This window comes from Wenxinia saemankumensis, from assembly GCF_900141735.1.
Lineage (GTDB): Bacteria > Pseudomonadota > Alphaproteobacteria > Rhodobacterales > Rhodobacteraceae > Wenxinia > Wenxinia saemankumensis.
Genome location: NZ_FQYO01000001.1, coordinates 458,580 through 475,664, shown reverse-complemented (window position 1 = coordinate 475,664; position 17,085 = coordinate 458,580). Strand labels below are relative to the sequence as shown.

The 17,085-nt window shown below is 72.3% G+C and carries 12 protein-coding genes; 5 read left to right on the top strand and 7 right to left on the bottom strand.

What is annotated here, in order from left to right:
- Nucleotides 1–157 precede the first annotated feature (157 nt).
- Both BUE30_RS02155 and BUE30_RS02150 read left to right on the top strand, forming a co-directional pair.
- Nucleotides 158–1,510 (top strand): NAD(P)/FAD-dependent oxidoreductase, encoded by a 1,353-nt coding sequence (locus BUE30_RS02155; protein WP_073326188.1) that lies wholly within the window; start codon nucleotides 158–160, stop codon nucleotides 1,508–1,510.
- A 184-nt stretch (nucleotides 1,511–1,694) separates the two neighbouring features.
- Complete coding sequence (locus BUE30_RS02150) at nucleotides 1,695–2,861, top strand: M20 aminoacylase family protein (protein ID WP_073326186.1); 1,167 nt, start codon at nucleotides 1,695–1,697, stop codon at nucleotides 2,859–2,861.
- Nucleotides 2,862–3,094: 233 nt separating this feature from the next.
- Here the strand turns inward: BUE30_RS02150 and BUE30_RS02145 are convergent, their stop codons facing one another.
- The 3 genes from BUE30_RS02145 to surE all read right to left on the bottom strand — a co-directional run bounded on the left by BUE30_RS02145 (nucleotide 3,095) and on the right by surE (nucleotide 5,911).
- A complete protein-coding gene (locus tag BUE30_RS02145; protein ID WP_073326184.1) occupies nucleotides 3,095–4,369 on the bottom strand; it encodes a LysM peptidoglycan-binding domain-containing M23 family metallopeptidase in 1,275 nt (424 codons plus the stop codon).
- 118 nt (nucleotides 4,370–4,487) lie between these two features.
- On the bottom strand, nucleotides 4,488–5,129 hold the full coding sequence (locus BUE30_RS02140) for a protein-L-isoaspartate(D-aspartate) O-methyltransferase (RefSeq protein ID WP_073326182.1): 642 nt from the start codon (nucleotides 5,127–5,129) through the stop codon (nucleotides 4,488–4,490).
- Nucleotides 5,126–5,911 carry a 5'/3'-nucleotidase SurE gene (surE, locus tag BUE30_RS02135; protein WP_073326180.1) on the bottom strand — a complete coding sequence of 262 codons (786 nt, stop codon included), beginning with the start codon at nucleotides 5,909–5,911 and terminating at the stop codon, nucleotides 5,126–5,128. The genes BUE30_RS02140 and surE overlap by 4 nt, the downstream gene beginning before the upstream one ends.
- Before the next feature lie 324 nt (nucleotides 5,912–6,235).
- On the opposite strand from surE, the gene xylB reads away from it, so the two are divergent.
- From xylB to BUE30_RS02120, 3 genes are all read left to right on the top strand, one after another.
- Nucleotides 6,236–7,669 (top strand): xylulokinase, encoded by a 1,434-nt coding sequence (xylB, locus tag BUE30_RS02130; protein ID WP_073326178.1) that lies wholly within the window; start codon nucleotides 6,236–6,238, stop codon nucleotides 7,667–7,669.
- Between the two features lie 8 nt (nucleotides 7,670–7,677).
- Nucleotides 7,678–8,970 (top strand): xylose isomerase, encoded by a 1,293-nt coding sequence (xylA, locus tag BUE30_RS02125; protein WP_073326176.1) that lies wholly within the window; start codon nucleotides 7,678–7,680, stop codon nucleotides 8,968–8,970.
- Between the two features lie 116 nt (nucleotides 8,971–9,086).
- Nucleotides 9,087–12,695, top strand: coding sequence for a hydantoinase B/oxoprolinase family protein (locus BUE30_RS02120; protein ID WP_073326174.1), 3,609 nt, complete (start codon nucleotides 9,087–9,089; stop codon nucleotides 12,693–12,695).
- 226 nt (nucleotides 12,696–12,921) lie between these two features.
- Here BUE30_RS02120 and BUE30_RS02115 read toward each other — a convergent pair whose 3' ends face one another.
- From BUE30_RS02115 to BUE30_RS02100, 4 genes are all read right to left on the bottom strand, one after another.
- Nucleotides 12,922–13,857, bottom strand: coding sequence for a nucleoside hydrolase (locus BUE30_RS02115; protein ID WP_073326172.1), 936 nt, complete (start codon nucleotides 13,855–13,857; stop codon nucleotides 12,922–12,924).
- Between the two features lie 490 nt (nucleotides 13,858–14,347).
- Nucleotides 14,348–14,908, bottom strand: a complete 561-nt coding sequence (gene ilvN / locus BUE30_RS02110) for an acetolactate synthase small subunit (protein ID WP_073326170.1) — start codon at nucleotides 14,906–14,908, stop codon at nucleotides 14,348–14,350.
- Between the two features lie 16 nt (nucleotides 14,909–14,924).
- Complete coding sequence (locus tag BUE30_RS02105) at nucleotides 14,925–15,221, bottom strand: hypothetical protein (protein WP_073326168.1); 297 nt, start codon at nucleotides 15,219–15,221, stop codon at nucleotides 14,925–14,927.
- Nucleotides 15,221–17,056, bottom strand: coding sequence for an acetolactate synthase 3 large subunit (locus tag BUE30_RS02100; protein WP_280157089.1), 1,836 nt, complete (start codon nucleotides 17,054–17,056; stop codon nucleotides 15,221–15,223). Before BUE30_RS02100 ends, BUE30_RS02105 begins: the two co-directional genes overlap by 1 nt.
- Nucleotides 17,057–17,085 lie beyond the last annotated feature (29 nt).

The window sequence follows — 17,085 nt, the reverse complement described above, 5'->3', positions numbered from 1 at the left end:
CCGATCCGTCCCGAGCCGGGCGGCGCGATCTGCCCGCTTGACCCTGCCGGGCGGTCGCCGCAGCCTCGCCCCGCCGGGGCCGGTCGTTCCGGCACCATGCCACGGCCCGGCCGCCCGCCGCGCCGGACCCCATGCCCAGCTTGACGGACGGACCCGCATGAATCTTCCCGGCATTCCCATCACCGGGGCGACGCCCATCGCCCATCCCGGCCCGCCCCCGCGCGAGGCGGATGTCGTCGTCGTCGGCGGCGGGATCGTCGGGGTGATGACCGGCTGGTTCCTGGCCAAGGCGGGGCTGCGGGCGGTCGTGCTCGAGAAGGGCCGCGTCGCGGGGGAGCAGTCGGGCCGCAACTGGGGCTGGGTGCGCCAGCAGGGCCGCGACGCGGCCGAGCTGCCCATCATGATGGAGGCGCACCGCTTCTGGCAGGGCTTGCCGGACGCGGCGAAGGATGCGGTCGGGCTCGGCCAGCCGGGCGTGCTCTACCTCGCCGAGGACGATGCCGCGCTCGCCCGGTACGACAGCTGGCTCGACACGGCGCGGCAGCACCAGCTCGATACCCGCCTCCTCTCGGGGGACGAGGTGGCGCGGCTTCTGCCCGGTGCCTCGCGCCGCTATGCCGGCGGCCTGCACACCCCCTCCGACCTCAAGGCCGAGCCATGGATCGCGCTGCCCGTCCTGGCGCGGATGGCGGCGGAGGAGGGGCTGACCCTCGTCGAGGGCTGCGCCGTGCGGGGGCTGCTGCGCGAGGGCGGCCGGGTCGCGGGCGTGGCGACCGAGGCGGGCGAGATCCGCGCCCCGGAGGTGGTCGTCGCGGGCGGTGCCTGGTCGCGGCTGCTTCTGGGCGCCGAGGGGGTGGCCATTCCCCAGCTCTCGGTCCGCGCCACGGTCGTGGCGACCGCGCCGGGGCCCGAGGTCGCCGGGGTGAGCGGGGTCGAGAGCGGCCTCGCCTTTCGCCGCCGCTCGGATGGCGGCTATACGCTTGCGGGGGGCGGCTTCCACGAGCTCTTCATCGGGCGCGACGCCTTCGCCTCGCTGCGCGCCTTCCTCCCCCAGATCCGGAACGATCCGTTCGGGCATCGCTTCCTGCCGATGGCGCCGAAGGGCTACCCCGACGCCTGGGGCACGCCCCGCCGTTGGTCGCTCGACGCGCCCTCGCCCTTCGAGGCGGTGCGGGTGCTCGACCCGCGGCCGAACGCGGCCAAGGTGCGCCAGCTTCCGGCGGCCTTCGCCAGGCTGTTTCCGCAGGCGGGCGAGGTGCGCGCCCGGGCGGCCTGGGCGGGGATGATCGACACGATGCCGGACGAGGTGCCGGTCGTGGACCGCGTGGCGGCGATCCCCGGCCTGACCGTCGCCACCGGGATGAGCGGGCACGGCTTCGGCATCGGGCCCGGCATGGGCCGCGTCGTCGCGGACCTCGTGCGGGGCCGCGCGCCGGGACACGATCTGCACCGTTTCCGGCTGTCGCGCTTCAACGACGGCTCGCCCCTGGTCATGGGACCGACCTTCTGAGGGCGGGAGGGGGGCGCCCTCTCTGCACTCTTCCCGCCCGAGCGGTTCGGGCGAGATGGGGGGCGGACGGGGCGCCGCGCCCCCGGGACGCGGCGCAGGCGACGGGGCTGCCGCCGGGACGGGGTTGTGACCGGGGCGGGCGCGCCCCATTCTGGGTCCCAAGTCCCGCCAGAAGGAGCCGCCGATGCCCGTCCGCAACCGTTTCGCCGAGATGCTGCCCCAGATCACGGAGTGGCGGCGCGACCTGCACGCCCATCCCGAGATCCTGTTCGACACGCACCGCACCTCCTCCCTCGTGGCGGAGAGGCTCCGCGAGTTCGGATGCGACGAGGTGGAGACCGGGATCGGCCGGACCGGCGTCGTCGGCGTGATCCGCGGACGCGCCGACACGTCCGGTCGGGTCGTCGGCCTGCGCGCCGACATGGACGCGCTGCCGATTACCGAGGCGACGGGTCTGCCCCATGCCAGCACCCACGAGGGCGCGATGCATGCCTGCGGCCATGACGGGCACACCGCCATGCTGCTGGGCGCGGCGCAGTACCTGGCCGAGACGCGCAATTTCGACGGCACGGTCGTCGTGATCTTCCAGCCCGCAGAAGAGGGCGGCGGCGGCGGTCGCGAGATGTGCGCCGACGGAATGATGGACCGCTTCGGCGTGCAGGAGGTCTACGGCATGCACAACTGGCCCGGCATTCCGACCGGGCAGTTCGCGATCCGCCCCGGCCCGTTCTTCGCCGCGACGGACCAGTTCGAGATCGCGATCCACGGGCGCGGCGGCCACGCCGCCAAGCCGCACGAGGCGGTGGACAGCACGCTCACCGCTGCCCACGTCGTGCTGGCCCTGCAGAGCATCGCCGCGCGCAACGTAGATCCGGTCGAGCAGGTCGTGGTCTCGGTCACGTCCTTCGAGACCTCGTCGAAGGCGTTCAACGTCCTGCCCGCGCGGGTCCACATCAAGGGCACGATCCGGACCCTGTCGAACGAGGTGCGCGCCCAGGCCCGGGATCGGCTGCGGGCGATCGCCGAGGGCACCGCCGCCGCCTACGGGGCACGGGCGGAGGTGACGCTGCACGACGGCTATCCGGTGATGGCGAATCACGAGACCGAGACCGGCTACGCCGCCGAGGTGGCGCGGGCCGTGTCCGGCGATTGCGCCGATGCCGCCCTGATCATGGGGGGCGAGGATTTCGCCTACATGCTCGAGGAACGGCCCGGGGCCTACATCCTCGTCGGCAACGGCGACAGCGCGCCGGTCCACCATCCCGAATACGACTTCAACGACGAGGCGATCCCCGCCGGCTGTTCCTGGTGGGCGGGCATCGTCGAGAGCCGGATGCCGCTGGCGGGATAGCCGGGCGGGACCGTCCTGGTCCCGTCACCGGGGGCGGGGCGGCGCCTTCCGGGCCGCGGGTCCGTGGCTCGGTCTCTCGCCCCGGGAAGAGGGCTCACCACCGATAGCCCGGACCCCTTGGGCGCGCGTCGCCGCCAGCCGGCCCGGGGCCCGGACCGGCCCCCATCTTCGCGGGGATCGGGAATACCCGGTCCGCCCGTCGGCGCCCGCGCCCGGCGCGGGCAGGGCCGGGCTCAGGGCAGGTAATCGGTCGGGTCGAGCACTTCCTGCCCGCGATAGACGCGGAAATGCAGGAAGGACGGATCGCCCGCCCGCACCGCGCCGATCTGCTGGCCGCGGCTCACCGTGTCGCCGGTCTCGATGCTCAGCTGGTCGAGATGGGTGTAGATCGTCAGCAGCTCGTTCGCGTGCCGGATCACCACGATCTGGATGCCGTTCGCATCGGTGGTGATCGCGCGCACCGTGCCGGCATCTGCGGCGCGGACCGGGCTGCCCGCGCCCGCGCCGATATCGATCCCCTCGGTCCGTCCGGGGGCGAAGTCGCGGATGATCGACCCCTCGACGGGGCGGGCGAAGGCGGCCGAGGGCGCCTCGCTGGGGGCGAGCTCGGGCGAGGCGACGGGCGGCTCCTCCGCCTCGGCGCTCTCGGACGGGCTCGGCAGGTCCTCTTCCGGCAGCGGCTGTGCGGCGGAGGGCGGGGTCGGCGCGACCGAGCCCTCGCCCGGGCGCGGCTCGGGCGTGGCGGCGGGGGCGGCCGCCGGCGCCGGGGCGGCCGCGGGGGTCGCCGACGGGGCGGTCGAGCGCGGGATCATCAGCTGCTGGCCCTCGCGCACGGCGAGGTCGGGGCCGAGGCCGTTCCATTCGGCGATGGTCCGCACCGGCACGTCGTAGGTCCGGGCGATCGAATAGGCGGTCTCGCCGCGCTGGACCGGGTGGCGGATCGGCTCGGCCCCCGCGGGGATCGCGGGCGCGGGCGCCGGGGTCGAGAGGGGGGCCGGCGCGGCGGCCGGGAGGGGCGCGGGCGCCGCGCCGGCATCGGCCCGGTCGATCGCCGCCGAGGCGAGGTCGGTCACGCTGACGGTGCCGCTGCCGGCGAGCGGGGCCGGGCTGGCGGCGGCGACCGGTGCGCCGGTGGCGGCGCTCGGCTCGGCGACGCGGCCGGGCAGGGCCAGCACCTCGTCCCGCCGAAGGGGCGTGCCCGGCTCGAGCCCGTTGTAGCTGGCGAGCGTCGCGGAGGAGAGGCCGAGCCGCCCGGCGATCGAGTCGACGGTGTCGCCCGGCTGGGCCACGACGACCTGGTAATTGGGGTAGGAGATGACGCCGCGCGCATCGGGCCGCGGCCGGTCGGCGAAGCTCGCCGCCGCCTCGGCGGTCGAGAAACCGTCGCCCCGCCGTCGGAGGTCGGCATCCGGCATCGCGCTGCACCCGGTGAGGATCACCGCCATCAGGACCGGTCCCGCCCCGTTCAGCACCCGTCCCGGGCGCCCGTTGCCGTCGCGTCGCGTCATGTCCCGTATCTCCTGCTCGCTGCCCGGAGGGCCGGTCTTGCCGCCGGTTCCCCGTCTGCCGTGTCCTTGCGGCCCCGGTCCGTCGGCGGGCGGGGGATGCCCTGCCTCGGGCGCGGGGTCAATCCTGCCCCAGCCCCTCGACGAGCGGAACGAAGCGCACCTCGCGCAGCTCCTCGTAGTGGTAGCCGGTCTCGTGCCGGGTGACGCGGATCAGGCTCTGCACGTGGTCCGACTGCCCCACCGGCAGGACCATGATACCGCCCACGCGCAGCTGCGCCAAGAGCGGGGGCGGCGGATCCTCGGCCGCCGCGGTGACAAGGATGCGGTCGAAGGGCGATTGTTCGGGCAGGCCGAAGGATCCGTCGGAGGTGGCTGCGACGATGTTCACGAGGCCCATCGCCTCGAAGGTGGCGCGCGCCTCGGCCACCAGCCGGCGGTAGCGATCCACGGTGTAGACGCGGCGCGCCAGCAGGCTGAGGATCGCGGCCTGGTAACCCGAGCCGGTGCCCACCTCGAGCACCTTGTCCCGCGGCTGCACGTCGAGCGCCTGCGTCATCAGCCCCACGACCGAAGGCTGCGAGATCGTCTGCCCGCAGGCGATCGGCAGCGGCATGTCCTCCCAGGCGCGGTCGGCGAAGAGGCCGCGCACGAAGGCCGAGCGGTCGATCCGTTCCATCGCCTCGAGCGTGCGCCTGTCCGTCACCCCGCGCGAGCGCAGGGTGAAGAGGAACTGCATCAGTTCCTCGGCGCTCGCGCTCACGCCAGCGCCCCGGCCACCGCGTCGAGGGCGGCGTGGTCGGTGAAATCGGCCCGCATCGGCACGACCGAGATCCAGCCGTCGAGATTGGCGGCGGCGTCGGTCCCCGCGGGAGACGCGACCTGCTGGTCGCCGCTGCGGATCCACAGGAACCTGCGGCCGGAGGGCGAATCCTGGGCCGCGATCTCCATCGCGATGCCGGGCCGGCGGCCCTGCGGGGTCGCCATCGCACCCCGCACCTCGGCCGCCGGGACCGGCGGGAAGTTGACGTTGTGGAAGAGACCGTAGCCGGTCCTGTCCGCCGTCATCGTCGGGATCAGTCGGCGGACCAGGTCGGCGCCATGCGCCCGCGCCGCCTCGAACGGGTCGGCGAGGTCGCGGTTGCCGGGACCGTAGAACTGCGACAGCGCGATCGCCGGCACCCCCTGCAGCGCCGCCTCGAGCGCCGCCCCCAGAGTGCCGGAATAGAGCGCGCTCTCGGCGGCGTTGTTGCCGCGGTTGACGCCCGACAGGACGAGATCCGGCGGCGAGCCCGCCATCACCTCGAAGAGGGCCGCCAGCACGCAATCGGCCGGGCTGCCCTCGGCCGCCCAGCGGCGGGGGGCGAGTTCGGCGACGTGGAAGGGGCGCGAATAGCTGATGCAATGGGCGACGCCCGATTGCTCGAAGGCGGGGGCGACGGTCCAGACCTCGCCGCCGTCGCCCGCGACCTGCGCCGCGATCTCCTCCAGCGCGGCAAGGCCCGGCGCGTTGATCCCGTCGTCGTTCGTGATGAGTATCCGCATGGCGCCTTTCTAGGGGCGCCCCCGCGCGGACGGAACCGGGGCGGGGCGCGGCGGCGGGGATGGGGCGCGGGTTGCGCCCGCGCGGCCACAGGGGCGCGGTCCTTCCGCCCCGGGCCGCCCCGGGCCGCCCCGGGGCCGCCACGCGCCGCCACGCGCCGCCACGCGCCGCCGCGGGCCGCCGCGGGCGCGTCCCGGGGCGCGCCGCCCGGGACGCGCCGTCCCCGGCCGGGCGGGGCCCGCGGATCGGCGCCGCCGGCGCGGCGATCGGGGCTCGACACGGGCGCCGCGTCGTCTAGGGTGCGCCCCGCGCGAGGAGGGCCAGCCATGTATATCGGGATCGACCTGGGAACGTCGGGGCTCAAGGCCCTGCTCATCGACGAGCGGCAGAGGGCAGTCGCGGAAGAGACGATCCCCCTGACCGTCCAGCGCCCGCGGGACGGCTGGTCCGAGCAGGACCCCGCCTCGTGGATCGCCGCCTGCGGCGAGGCGATGCGCGCCCTCGCGGCGAAGGCCGATCTCGGCGCCGTCCGCGGCATCGGCCTCAGCGGGCACATGCACGGCGCGACGCTGCTCGGCGCCGACGACCATCCGCTGCGGCCCTGCATCCTGTGGAACGACACCCGCGCCCACGAGGAGGCGGCGGCGCTCGATTCCGATCCGCAGTTCCGGCAGATCACCGGCAACATCGTCTTTCCCGGCTTCACCGCGCCCAAGCTGCTCTGGGTGGCGAAGCACGAGCCGGACATCTTCGCCGCGACCCGCAAGGTGCTGCTGCCCAAGGATTACCTGCGGCTCTGGCTCACCGGCCGCCACGTGGCCGAGATGTCCGACGCCGCCGGCACGGCCTGGTTCGATACCGGCCGCCGCTGCTGGTCCGAGGCGCTGCTCGAGGCCACCACGATGGACCTGTCCTACATGCCCGACCTCGTCGAGGGGTCCGAGGTGTCGGGCACGCTGCGCCCCGACCTGGCGAAGGGCTGGGGCCTGCCCGAGGGCGTGGTGATCGCGGGCGGGGGCGGCGACAACGCGGCCTCCGGCGTGGGCGTGGGCGTGGTCAAGGCCGGGCAGGCCTTCGTCTCTCTCGGCACGTCGGGGGTGCTCTTCGCCGCCTCGGACGCCTACCAGCCCGACTCGGCGAGCGCGGTCCACACCTTCTGCCACGCCCTGCCGGACACCTGGCACCAGATGGGCGTGATCCTCGCCGCCGCGGATGCGCTGAACTGGTGGGGCCGCGTCGCGGGCGCGGACGCCTCCGCGCTGACCGGCGCGCTCGGCCCGGTCCGGGCCCCGGGGCGCGCCGTCTTCCTGCCCTATCTGGGGGGCGAGCGGACGCCGCATAACGACGCCGCGGTGCGCGGCAGCTTCCACGGGCTCGACCACGTCACCGACCGCGACGCGATGACCCGCGCCGTGCTCGAGGGCGTGACCTTCGCGATCCGCGACAGCTACGACGCGCTGACCTCCACCGGCACCCGGATCGACCGGCTGATCGCGGTCGGGGGCGGGTCGAAATCCGACTACTGGGTCGGCGCCATCGCGACGGCCCTGAACATTCCCGTCGAGATCCCGCAGGCCGGCGATTTCGGCGGTGCCTTCGGCGCGGCGCGCCTCGCCATGATGGCCGCGACCGGCGCCGGGGCGGAGATCGCGACCCCGCCCGACATCGCCCGCACCGTCGAGCCGGCCGGCGATCTGACCGAGGCCTTCGCCGAAGGCCACGCGCGGTACCGCGCAGCCTATACCAAACCCCGAAACTGAGGTTCCCGATGACCGATTTCTTCAAGGGCATGTCGCCCGTCAAGTACGAAGGCCCCGAGTCCGAAAACGATTACGCCTTCCGGCACTACAACCCGGACGAGATCGTCATGGGCAAGCGCCTGGAGGATCACCTCCGCTTCTCGGTGGCCTACTGGCATTCCTTCGCCTGGCAGGGCGGCGATCCCTTCGGCGGCCAGACCTTCGAGCGGCCCTGGTTCGGCGACTCGCTCGACCTGGCGAAGATGAAGGCCGACGTCGCCTTCGAGATGTTCGACATCCTGGACGTGCCGTTCTTCTGCTTCCACGACGCGGACATCCGCCCCGAGGGCAAGGACTTCAGGGAGAACACCGACAACCTCAAGGCCGTCGTCGACTACATCGAGGGCAAGATGGAGGGCTCGAAGGCGAAGCTTCTCTGGGGCACGGCCAACCTCTTCACGCATCGCCGCTACATGTCGGGCGCCGCGACCAATCCCGATCCGGAGGTCTTCGCCTTCGCCGCCGCGACGGTGAAGACCTGCATCGACGCGACGAAGCAGCTGAACGGCCAGAACTACGTCCTCTGGGGCGGGCGCGAGGGCTACGAGACGCTGCTGAACACCGACCTCAAGAAGGAGCGCCAGCAGGCCGGCCGCTTCCTGACGATGGTCGTGGACTACGCGAAGAAGATCGGCTTCGACGGCACGATCCTGATCGAGCCCAAGCCGCAGGAGCCGTCCAAGCACCAGTACGATTACGACGTCGCCACGGTCTACGGCTTCCTCAAGGAGTTCGGGCTGGAGAACGACGTGAAGCTGAACCTCGAGCAGGGCCACGCGATCCTCGCCGGGCACAGCTTCGAGCACGAGCTGGCGCTGGCCGGGTCGATGGGGCTGCTCGGCTCGATCGACATGAACCGGAACGACTACCAGTCCGGCTGGGATACCGACCAGTTCCCGAACAACGTCCCCGAGGTCGCGCTGGCCTATTACGAGGTGCTGAAGGCGGGCGGCTTCTCGACCGGCGGCACCAATTTCGACGCCAAGCTGCGGCGCCAGTCGCTCGACCCCGAGGACCTGATCCTCGGCCATGTCGGCGCGATGGATGTCTGCGCGGCGGGCCTCAAGGCGGCGGCCAGGATGCTGGAGGACGGCAAGCTCGAGGCGGCGCGCGATGCCCGCTATGCCGGCTGGGAGGGATCGGACCTGCTGTCCAGCGATCTCGGCGCCATCGCCGACAGGGTACTGGCCGAGGGGATCAATCCCGCGCCCAGATCCGGCCGGCAGGAGCGGCTCGAGAACCTGGTCAACCGCTACCTCTGAGGCGGGGGCCGCGCTTGCCCGGGCGGCGCGCCCGTGGCAGGCCGGTCGCCGGAGTATTTTCGGCAAGATAAGGGGGGCAGGGCACGCCTTGCCCCCCCTTCGTCACGGAGGCGGCGATGAGCGTCTGGGATTTCTGGATCGACCGGGGCGGCACCTTCACCGACGTGGTGGGCCGCGATCCGGACGGCGGGCTCCATCCGCTAAAGCTGCTGAGCGAGAATCCGGGCGTCTACGAGGACGCCGCGATCGAGGGGATCCGCCGGCTGCTGGGCGGGGCCATCGAGCCCGGCCGGATCGGCACCGTGAAGATGGGCACGACCGTCGCCACCAATGCGCTGCTGGAGCGCAAGGGCGACCGGGTGCTGCTGCTGATCACGAAGGGGTTCCGCGACGCGCTGCGGCTCGCCTACCAGGCGCGGCCCGACATCTTCGCCAAGGAGATCTTGCTGCCGGACATGCTCTACGAGCGGGTCGTCGAGGTGGACGAGCGCGTACGCGCGGACGGCACGGTGGAGCGCGCGCTCGACCCCGCCGCCGCGCGCGCGGCGCTGGCGGAGGCGAAGGCGGACGGGATCGACGCGGTGGCCATCGTCCTGATGCATGCCTGGGCCCATCCCGCGCACGAGGCCGCGCTGGCGGCCGCCGCGCGCGAGGCGGGGTTCGGGCAGGTCAGCGTCAGCCACGAGGTCTCGCCGCTGGTCAAGCTGGTGGGCCGCGGCGACACGACGGTGGTCGACGCCTATCTCACGCCGATCCTGTCGCGCTACGTCGCCCGCGTCGCGGAGGCGCTGGGGGCGACCCCGGCGGGCGCGCCGGGGCCGGTACTGCAGTTCATGATGTCCTCGGGCGGGATGACGGCGGCCGAGGCGTTCCAGGGCAAGGACGCGATCCTCTCGGGCCCCGCCGGCGGCGTCGTCGGTATGGTCGAGACGGCCCGCGCGGCGGGCTGGGACCGGGTGATCGGCTTCGACATGGGCGGCACCTCGACCGATGTCGCCCATAGCGCGGGCGAGTACGAGCGGGCCTTCGACACCGAGGTGGCGGGGGTGCGGATCCGGGCGCCGATGATGCGCATCCATACCGTCGCGGCGGGGGGCGGCTCGATCCTGCATGCCGAGCCGGGGCGGTTCCGGGTGGGGCCGGATTCCGCCGGCGCCGATCCCGGGCCCGCCGCCTACCGGCGGGGCGGGCCGCTGACCGTGACGGATGCAAACGTCATGCTCGGCAAGCTGCAGCCCGACCTCTTCCCCTCCATCTTCGGCCCCGGCCAGGACCAGCCGCTGGACCGGGACGCCGTCGCTTCCCGCTTCGCCGGGATCGCGGAGCGCGAGGGGAAATCTGCCGAGGAGGTGGCCGAGGGCTTCGTGCGGATCGCGGTGCAGAACATGGCGAACGCGATCAAGAAGATCAGCGTCCAGCGCGGCTACGACGTGACGCGCTACCTTCTGAATTCCTTCGGCGGGGCGGGCGGGCAGCATGCCTGCCTGGTCGCCGACGCGCTGGGGATGGAGGCGGTGCTGGTGCATCCTCTCTCGGGTCTGCTCAGCGCCTACGGGATCGGGCTGGCGCGGGTCTCGGCCTCGCGCCAGCAGGGGCTGGTGCGCGACCTCTCCTCGGACAGCCGGGACGCGCTGGGCGCCACGATCGACGAGCTGTCGCGCGCCGTCGCCGCCGATCTCGCGGCGCAGGGGGTCACCCGGCACGACCGGGCCGTGCGCCTGCATCTGCGCTACGAGGGGACGGATACCGCGCTGCCGGTCGCCTATGCTGGCGAGATGGACGGGGCGGGGGCGGCCTTCGAGGCAGCCCACCGCGCGCAGTTCGGCTTCCTCTCGCCCGGCCGGGCCATCGTGATCGAGGCGGTCGAGGTCGAGGGGACGGAAACGCGGCCGGACGCGAGCGCCCCGGACGTCGCGCGCGCCGAACCGCGCGACGCCGCCGGGGCCGGGACGCGGCGCCTGTTCTCCAGCGGGGAATGGCACGACGCGCAGATCCATCGCCGCGAGGCGATGGCGCCCGGGATGCGCGCGCGGGGCCCGGCGCTGATCATCGAGGCGAACCAGACCATCGTGGTCGAGCCGGGCTGGACGGCCGAGCTCACCGCCGCCGACCACATCCTGCTGAGCCGGCACGAGGCCGCGCCGCGCCAGCTGGCGGCCGGGACCGAGGCCGACCCGATCCTGCTGGAGGTGTTCAACAACCTCTTCATGAACATCGCCGAGCAGATGGGCGTGGCCCTGCAGAACACGGCGCAGTCGGTCAACATCAAGGAACGGCTCGATTTCTCCTGCGCGGTGTTCGACGCCTCGGGCGCGCTGGTGGCGAACGCGCCGCACATGCCGGTGCATCTGGGCAGCATGGACCGCTCGGTCGAGGCGATCATCCGCCAGAACGAGACGATCCGGCCGGGCGACGTCTTCGCGCTCAACGCGCCCTACAATGGCGGCACGCACCTGCCGGACATCACCGTGGTCTCGCCGGTCTTCGACGAATGCGGGACCGAGATCCTGTTCTGGGTGGCGAGCCGGGGCCATTTCGCCGATGTCGGCGGCACCGCGCCGGGGTCGATGACGCCGCTCGCCACATCCGTCGACGAGGAGGGGGTGCTCATCGACAACTTCCTGCTCTGCGAGGAGGGCGTGTTCCGCGAGGAGGCGACGCTGCATCTGCTGACGGACCATCCCTATCCGTGCCGCAATCCGGCTATGAACATCGCCGACCTCAAGGCACATGTCGCCGCCAACGAGCGCGGCGCGGCCGAGCTGCGGCGCATGGTGGGCGAGTTCGGGCTGGACGTCGTGCAGGCCTATATGGGCCACGTGCAGGACAACGCGGCCGAGGAGGTCGCGCGGCTGATCGGGCGGCTCTCGGATTGCGAGGCGTCCTACGAGACCGATACCGGGCAGACGATCCGGGTGCGGATCACGGTGGACCGCGAGGCGCGCCGCGCGACGGTCGACTTCACCGGCACGTCGGCGGCGATGGAGAACAACTTCAACGCTCCCGAGCCGGTGGCGCGGGCCGCCGTGCTCTACGTCTTCCGGGTGATGGTCGAGAGCCCGATCCCGATGAACGCGGGCTGCCTGCGGCACGTGGACATCGTGATCCCCGACGGGTCCATGCTGCGGCCCGCCTATCCGCGCGCCGTGGTGGCGGGCAATGTCGAGACCTCGCAGCACGTCACGAACACGCTCTTCATGGCGCTGGGGAGCCTCGCCAACGCGCAGGGCACGATGAACAACCTGACCTTCGGCAACGACGCCTACCAGTATTACGAGACGATCTGTTCCGGCTCTCCCGCCGGGGTGATGAACGACGGGCGGGGCTTTGCTGGGACGGCGGGGGTGCATACCCACATGACCAATTCGCGCCTGACCGATCCCGAGGTGCTCGAGATGCGGTTCCCGGTGCTGCTCGAGGAATTCGCGCTGCGGGACGGGTCGGGTGGCGCGGGGGCGTGCCCCGGCGGGGACGGCACGCGCCGGACCATCCGCTTCCTGGCAGAGATGGACTGCGCGATCCTGTCCTCGCACCGTGCCCGCCCGCCGGAGGGGATCGCGGGCGGGGGCCCCGGCGAGGTCGGACGGACCGAGATCCGCCGGGCGGACGGGTCGGTCGAGCGGCTGCCCGCCTGCGCGCAGACAAGGCTGGCCCCGGGCGAGGCGGTCACGGTGGTGACGCCGACACCGGGGGGCTACGGCGCGGCCCAGGGATCGGCGCGCTGACCGGACACGGGGGCGGGGGCGCTGCCCCCGTCGCCTGACGGCGACTCCCCCGGAGTATTTGCGGCAAGATAAGAGCGATGACGCGCGAGGCGCGACTCCGCAAGGCCCGGGGACCGGTATGCTGACGGGATTCGGGGGAGGGGGCGCTGCCCCCGTCGCCTGGCGGCGACTCCCCCGGAGTATTTCGGGCAAGATAAGGGGGCGGGGGCGCGCGGGGGGAGACGGCTCAGAGCCGCGCGAGACGCTCCGTCAGCAGGGCGTAGAAGCCCTCCGCGTCCACGTCCCCGATGAAGGTCGCGTTCGGCGCCCTGTCCGTCACCCGCCACCAATCGGCGACGGTCATTCCGAGGGTGAGATCCGAGCCGGTCTCGATTTCGACATTGATGTGGCGACCGGAGAAGAGGTCGGGCTTCAGCAGCCAGGCGATGACGAGGGGGTCGTGCAGCGGCGCGCCCTCCGAGCCGTATTTCTCCTTGTCGAAGCGCTCGAAGAAATCCGTCCAGGCGGCGACCATGTCGCCGACCCTGGTGCCCATCGCGCGGAAGGCGTCGACGCGGGCCTTCGTGGCCAGCGCCTTGTGCGTGACGTCGAGTGGCAGGACGGTGATCGGCCGGCCGCAGCGGAACACCGCCGCCGCCGCATCGGGATCGACATAGATGTTGAACTCGGCCGCGGGCGTGATGTTGCCCACCTCGAAATAGGCGCCGCCCATCAGGACGATGGCCTGGACCCGCTCCACCACGTCGAGGGCGCGGGCGAAGGCGGTGGCGATGTTCGTCAGCGGCCCGAGCGGGCAGAGGATCACGCTGCCGGCGGGCTCGCGCCGCAGGGTCTCGACGATCCAGTCGACGGCATGGCCCTCCGCCAGGGGCATCGTCGGCTCGGGCAGCTCCGGCCCGTCGAGCCCGGTCTTGCCGTGGACATGCTCGGCCGTGACGAGGGGGCGCGACATCGGCGCGTCGCAGCCGGCGCGGACCCCGATGTCGGGGCGGCCGGCCAGTTCGCAGACGATCCGCGCATTGCGCTCGGTTAGGGCCAGGGGCACGTTGCCGGCCACCGCGGTGATGCCCAGCACGTCCAGCTCGGGCGAGGCGAGGGCGAGCAGGATCGCGACGGCGTCGTCCTGGCCGGGATCGGTGTCGATGATGATCTTCTGAGGCATCGGGCGCGTCTCCGGTCAGGGGCCCCTTCGGGGCGTCGTCTCCCCTTTCAACCAGACGGGGGAGCGGGGCGCCAGAGCGCGACATGATGACGCTCGGCGTCGCCTGGCGCAGGGCAGGGGCGCGGCCCGGCCATCCATGGCCGATGCCGGCGGGGCAGGGAGGACGCCCCCTCGCGGTAAGGGGGCGAGCCGTGGCACGATGATCGCCTGGACGGTCCCCGCAGCCCGGGGGCCAAGGACTCCGGCCCCGCGCCCCTGTCCGGCAGCATTCCTCCCCAGGGGCGCCGGCGAAAGGGGAGCGGGTCCGGTCCTCGGCCGGCCAGTCCTCGGCCGGCCGGTCCGCACGGACGGGGGCGGCGTCGTTCGATACGGGGGCTGCCGGGGCCGGGGAAACTGGAGCCGGTCAGAAGGTCCGCCGGCCCCGCCCCGCGGCGCGCCGACCCGGCACGCCTCGCCCCCGACGACCGGGGCGACGGAAATGCGGGCGGAGTCAGCCGTGGCCGCGCGACAGGGCGGCGACGCCGGTCCGCGCCACCTCCATCAGGCCGAGCGGGCGCATCAGGTCGGCGAAGGCGTCGACCTTCTCGGGCGTGCCCGTCACCTCGAAGACGAAGCTCTCGAGCGTCGAATCCACGACCGAGGCCCGGAAGATGTCGGCGAGGCGCAGCGCCTCGACCCGCTTGTCGCCCGTGCCCTTCACCTTGAAGAGCGCCAGTTCGCGCTCGACGCTGGCCCCCTCGACCGTCAGGTCGTGCACGTCGTGCACGACCACGATCCGGCCGAGCTGCGCCTTGATCTGCTCGATCACCTGCGGCGTGCCGGAGGTGACGATCGTGATCCGGGACCGGTGTCCCTCGTGGTCGATCTCGGCCACGGTCAGGCTCTCGATGTTGTAGCCGCGCCCGGAGAACAGGCCGATCACCCGGGCCAGCACGCCGGGTTCGTTCTCGACCACGACGGCGAGGGTGTGCCGCTCGACCGTCTCGGACCAGTCGGGGCGCAGGTTGTAGGCCGAATGGCTGGTCGAGCCCTTCTCGATGTTGAGGGACATGGGATTTCCTTGCTCGTCAGGCGCCGCAATCGAAGCGCGCATCGTAGGTGTTGACGCCCATCCGCTGGGTCATCTCGGTCACGTCGCAGCCGGTGGCCATCACCACCGCCGCCTCGGCGTTGCGGAAGAGGCGCGCCTGGTTGGCGATCCCGGTCGAGTAGTTGCGCACCATCGCGCGCCGCCCCTCGACCGCGACGTCGAAGACATCGCCGCCGATCTCGATCCGCTCGCCGCGACCGGCGAGGTCGACGACCCCGTCGCCGGAACAGGCGGCGAGCAGCAGCGGCAGGGCGAGGGGGAGGGCGCGCCGCATCAGACCAGCGCGGCCCCCGCCGAATCGATCACGCCCTGCGTGCTCGCCTCGCCCAGCAGCATCTCGTTATGGGCCTTGCCCGAGGGGATCATCGGGAAGCAGTTCTCGTGCTTCTCGACGAGGCAATCGAGGATGACCGGCCCGTCATGGTCCAGCATCTCCCGGATCGCGTCGTCGAGGTCCGCCGGGTCGCTCACCTGGATGCCCTTGGCCCCGAAGGCCTCGGCCAGCTTGACGAAATCCGGCAGCGCCTCGGACCAGCTCGACGAATAGCGCTCGCCGTGCAGCAGCTCCTGCCACTGGCGGACCATGCCGAGCCGTTCGTTGTTGAGGATGAACTGCTTGACCGGCAGGCGGTACTGCATCGCCGTGCCCATCTCCTGCATGTTCATCAGCCAGGACGCCTCGCCCGCGACGTTGATGACCAGCGCGTCCGGATGCGCGAGCTGCACGCCGATCGAGGCGGGGAAGCCGTAGCCCATCGTGCCGAGCCCGCCGGAGGTCATCCAGCGGTTCGGTGCCTCGAAGCCCATGTACTGCGCCGCCCACATCTGGTGCTGGCCGACCTCGGTCGTGATGTAGCGGTCGCGCCCCTTGGTCAGCGCCTCGAGCCGCTGGACGGCATGCTGCGGCTTGATCGTGCGCTCCGACGGCTTGAAGGCGAGGCAGTCGACCGCGCGCCATTCGTCGATCTGCGTCCACCAGCCCTGCAGCGCCTCGCGCTCCAGCCTCCGGCCGCGCGATTTCCAGACGTTCAGGATATCCTCGAGCGCGTGGGCCACGTCGCCGAGGATCGGGATGTCAACATGGATGACCTTGTTGATGGACGAGGCGTCGATGTCGATATGCGCCTTGATCGATTGCGGCGAGAAGCTGTCGGTGCGGCCGGTGATGCGGTCGTCGAACCGGGCGCCGACGCAGATCATCAGGTCGCAGCCATGCATCGTCATGTTGGCCTCGTAGGTGCCGTGCATGCCGAGCATCCCCAGCCAGGCGGGGCCGGAGGCGGGGTAGGCGCCGAGGCCCATCAGCGTCGAGGTGATCGGGATGTTCGTCGCCCCGACCAGTTCGCGCAGCAGCTGGCTGGCGGCGGGGCCCGAATTGATGACGCCGCCCCCGGTATAGAGGACCGGGCGCTCGGCCCGCTCCATCGCCTCGACCAGCGCCTCGATCGGGGCGGGGTCGGCCTTCACCTTCGGCTGGTAATGGGACTTCACCGCCTGCTTCTGCGTGTACTCGGCCGAGGCGAACTGCACGTCCTTGGGGATGTCGACCAGGACCGGGCCGGGCCGGCCGGAGGTGGCGACGTGGAACGCCTCGTGGATCGTGCCGGACAGCTTCGCCGGATCCTTCACCAGCCAGTTGTGCTTGGTGCAGGGGCGGGTGATCCCGACCGTGTCCGCCTCCTGGAACCCGTCCGAACCGATGAGGAAGGTCGGGACCTGGCCCGTCAGCACGACGAGCGGGATGGAATCGAGCAGCGCGTCGGTCAGCCCGGTCACGGCGTTCGTCGCGCCGGGGCCGGAGGTCACGAGCGCGACGCCGGGCTTGCCGGTCGAGCGGGCATAGCCCTCGGCCGCATGGATCGCGCCCTGTTCGTGCCGGACGAGGATGTGGCGGATGTCGTTCTGCTGGAAGATCTCGTCGTAGATCGGCAGCACGGCGCCGCCCGGATAGCCGAACACGACCTCCACGCCCTGATCCTTCAGCGCCTGGACCACCATCTTCGCGCCCGTCATTCCGGGCCGGTTCGCTTGCGCTGGCATCTCTCGCTCCTCGCGTCTCGCCACTCGGGTCTTGCCGACAAAAAAGCCCCCGGAAATCCGAGGGCGCATGGGTCTGGATATGGATCCTGCCGTCACCG

Bases quoted from the DNA above. Each gene is read 5' to 3' on its own strand.
- BUE30_RS02155 (WP_073326188.1), top strand. From the start codon at position 158: ATGAATCTTCCCGGCATTCCCATCACCGGGGCGACGCCCATCGCCCAT.
- BUE30_RS02150 (WP_073326186.1), top strand. From the start codon at position 1,695: ATGCCCGTCCGCAACCGTTTCGCCGAGATGCTGCCCCAGATCACGGAG.
- BUE30_RS02145 (WP_073326184.1), bottom strand. From the start codon at position 4,369: ATGACGCGACGCGACGGCAACGGGCGCCCGGGACGGGTGCTGAACGGG.
- surE (WP_073326180.1), bottom strand. From the start codon at position 5,911: ATGCGGATACTCATCACGAACGACGACGGGATCAACGCGCCGGGCCTT.
- xylB (WP_073326178.1), top strand. From the start codon at position 6,236: ATGTATATCGGGATCGACCTGGGAACGTCGGGGCTCAAGGCCCTGCTC.
- xylA (WP_073326176.1), top strand. From the start codon at position 7,678: ATGACCGATTTCTTCAAGGGCATGTCGCCCGTCAAGTACGAAGGCCCC.
- BUE30_RS02120 (WP_073326174.1), top strand. From the start codon at position 9,087: ATGAGCGTCTGGGATTTCTGGATCGACCGGGGCGGCACCTTCACCGAC.
- BUE30_RS02115 (WP_073326172.1), bottom strand. From the start codon at position 13,857: ATGCCTCAGAAGATCATCATCGACACCGATCCCGGCCAGGACGACGCC.
- ilvN (WP_073326170.1), bottom strand. From the start codon at position 14,908: ATGTCCCTCAACATCGAGAAGGGCTCGACCAGCCATTCGGCCTACAAC.
- BUE30_RS02105 (WP_073326168.1), bottom strand. From the start codon at position 15,221: ATGCGGCGCGCCCTCCCCCTCGCCCTGCCGCTGCTGCTCGCCGCCTGT.
- BUE30_RS02100 (WP_280157089.1), bottom strand. From the start codon at position 17,056: ATGCGCCCTCGGATTTCCGGGGGCTTTTTTGTCGGCAAGACCCGAGTG.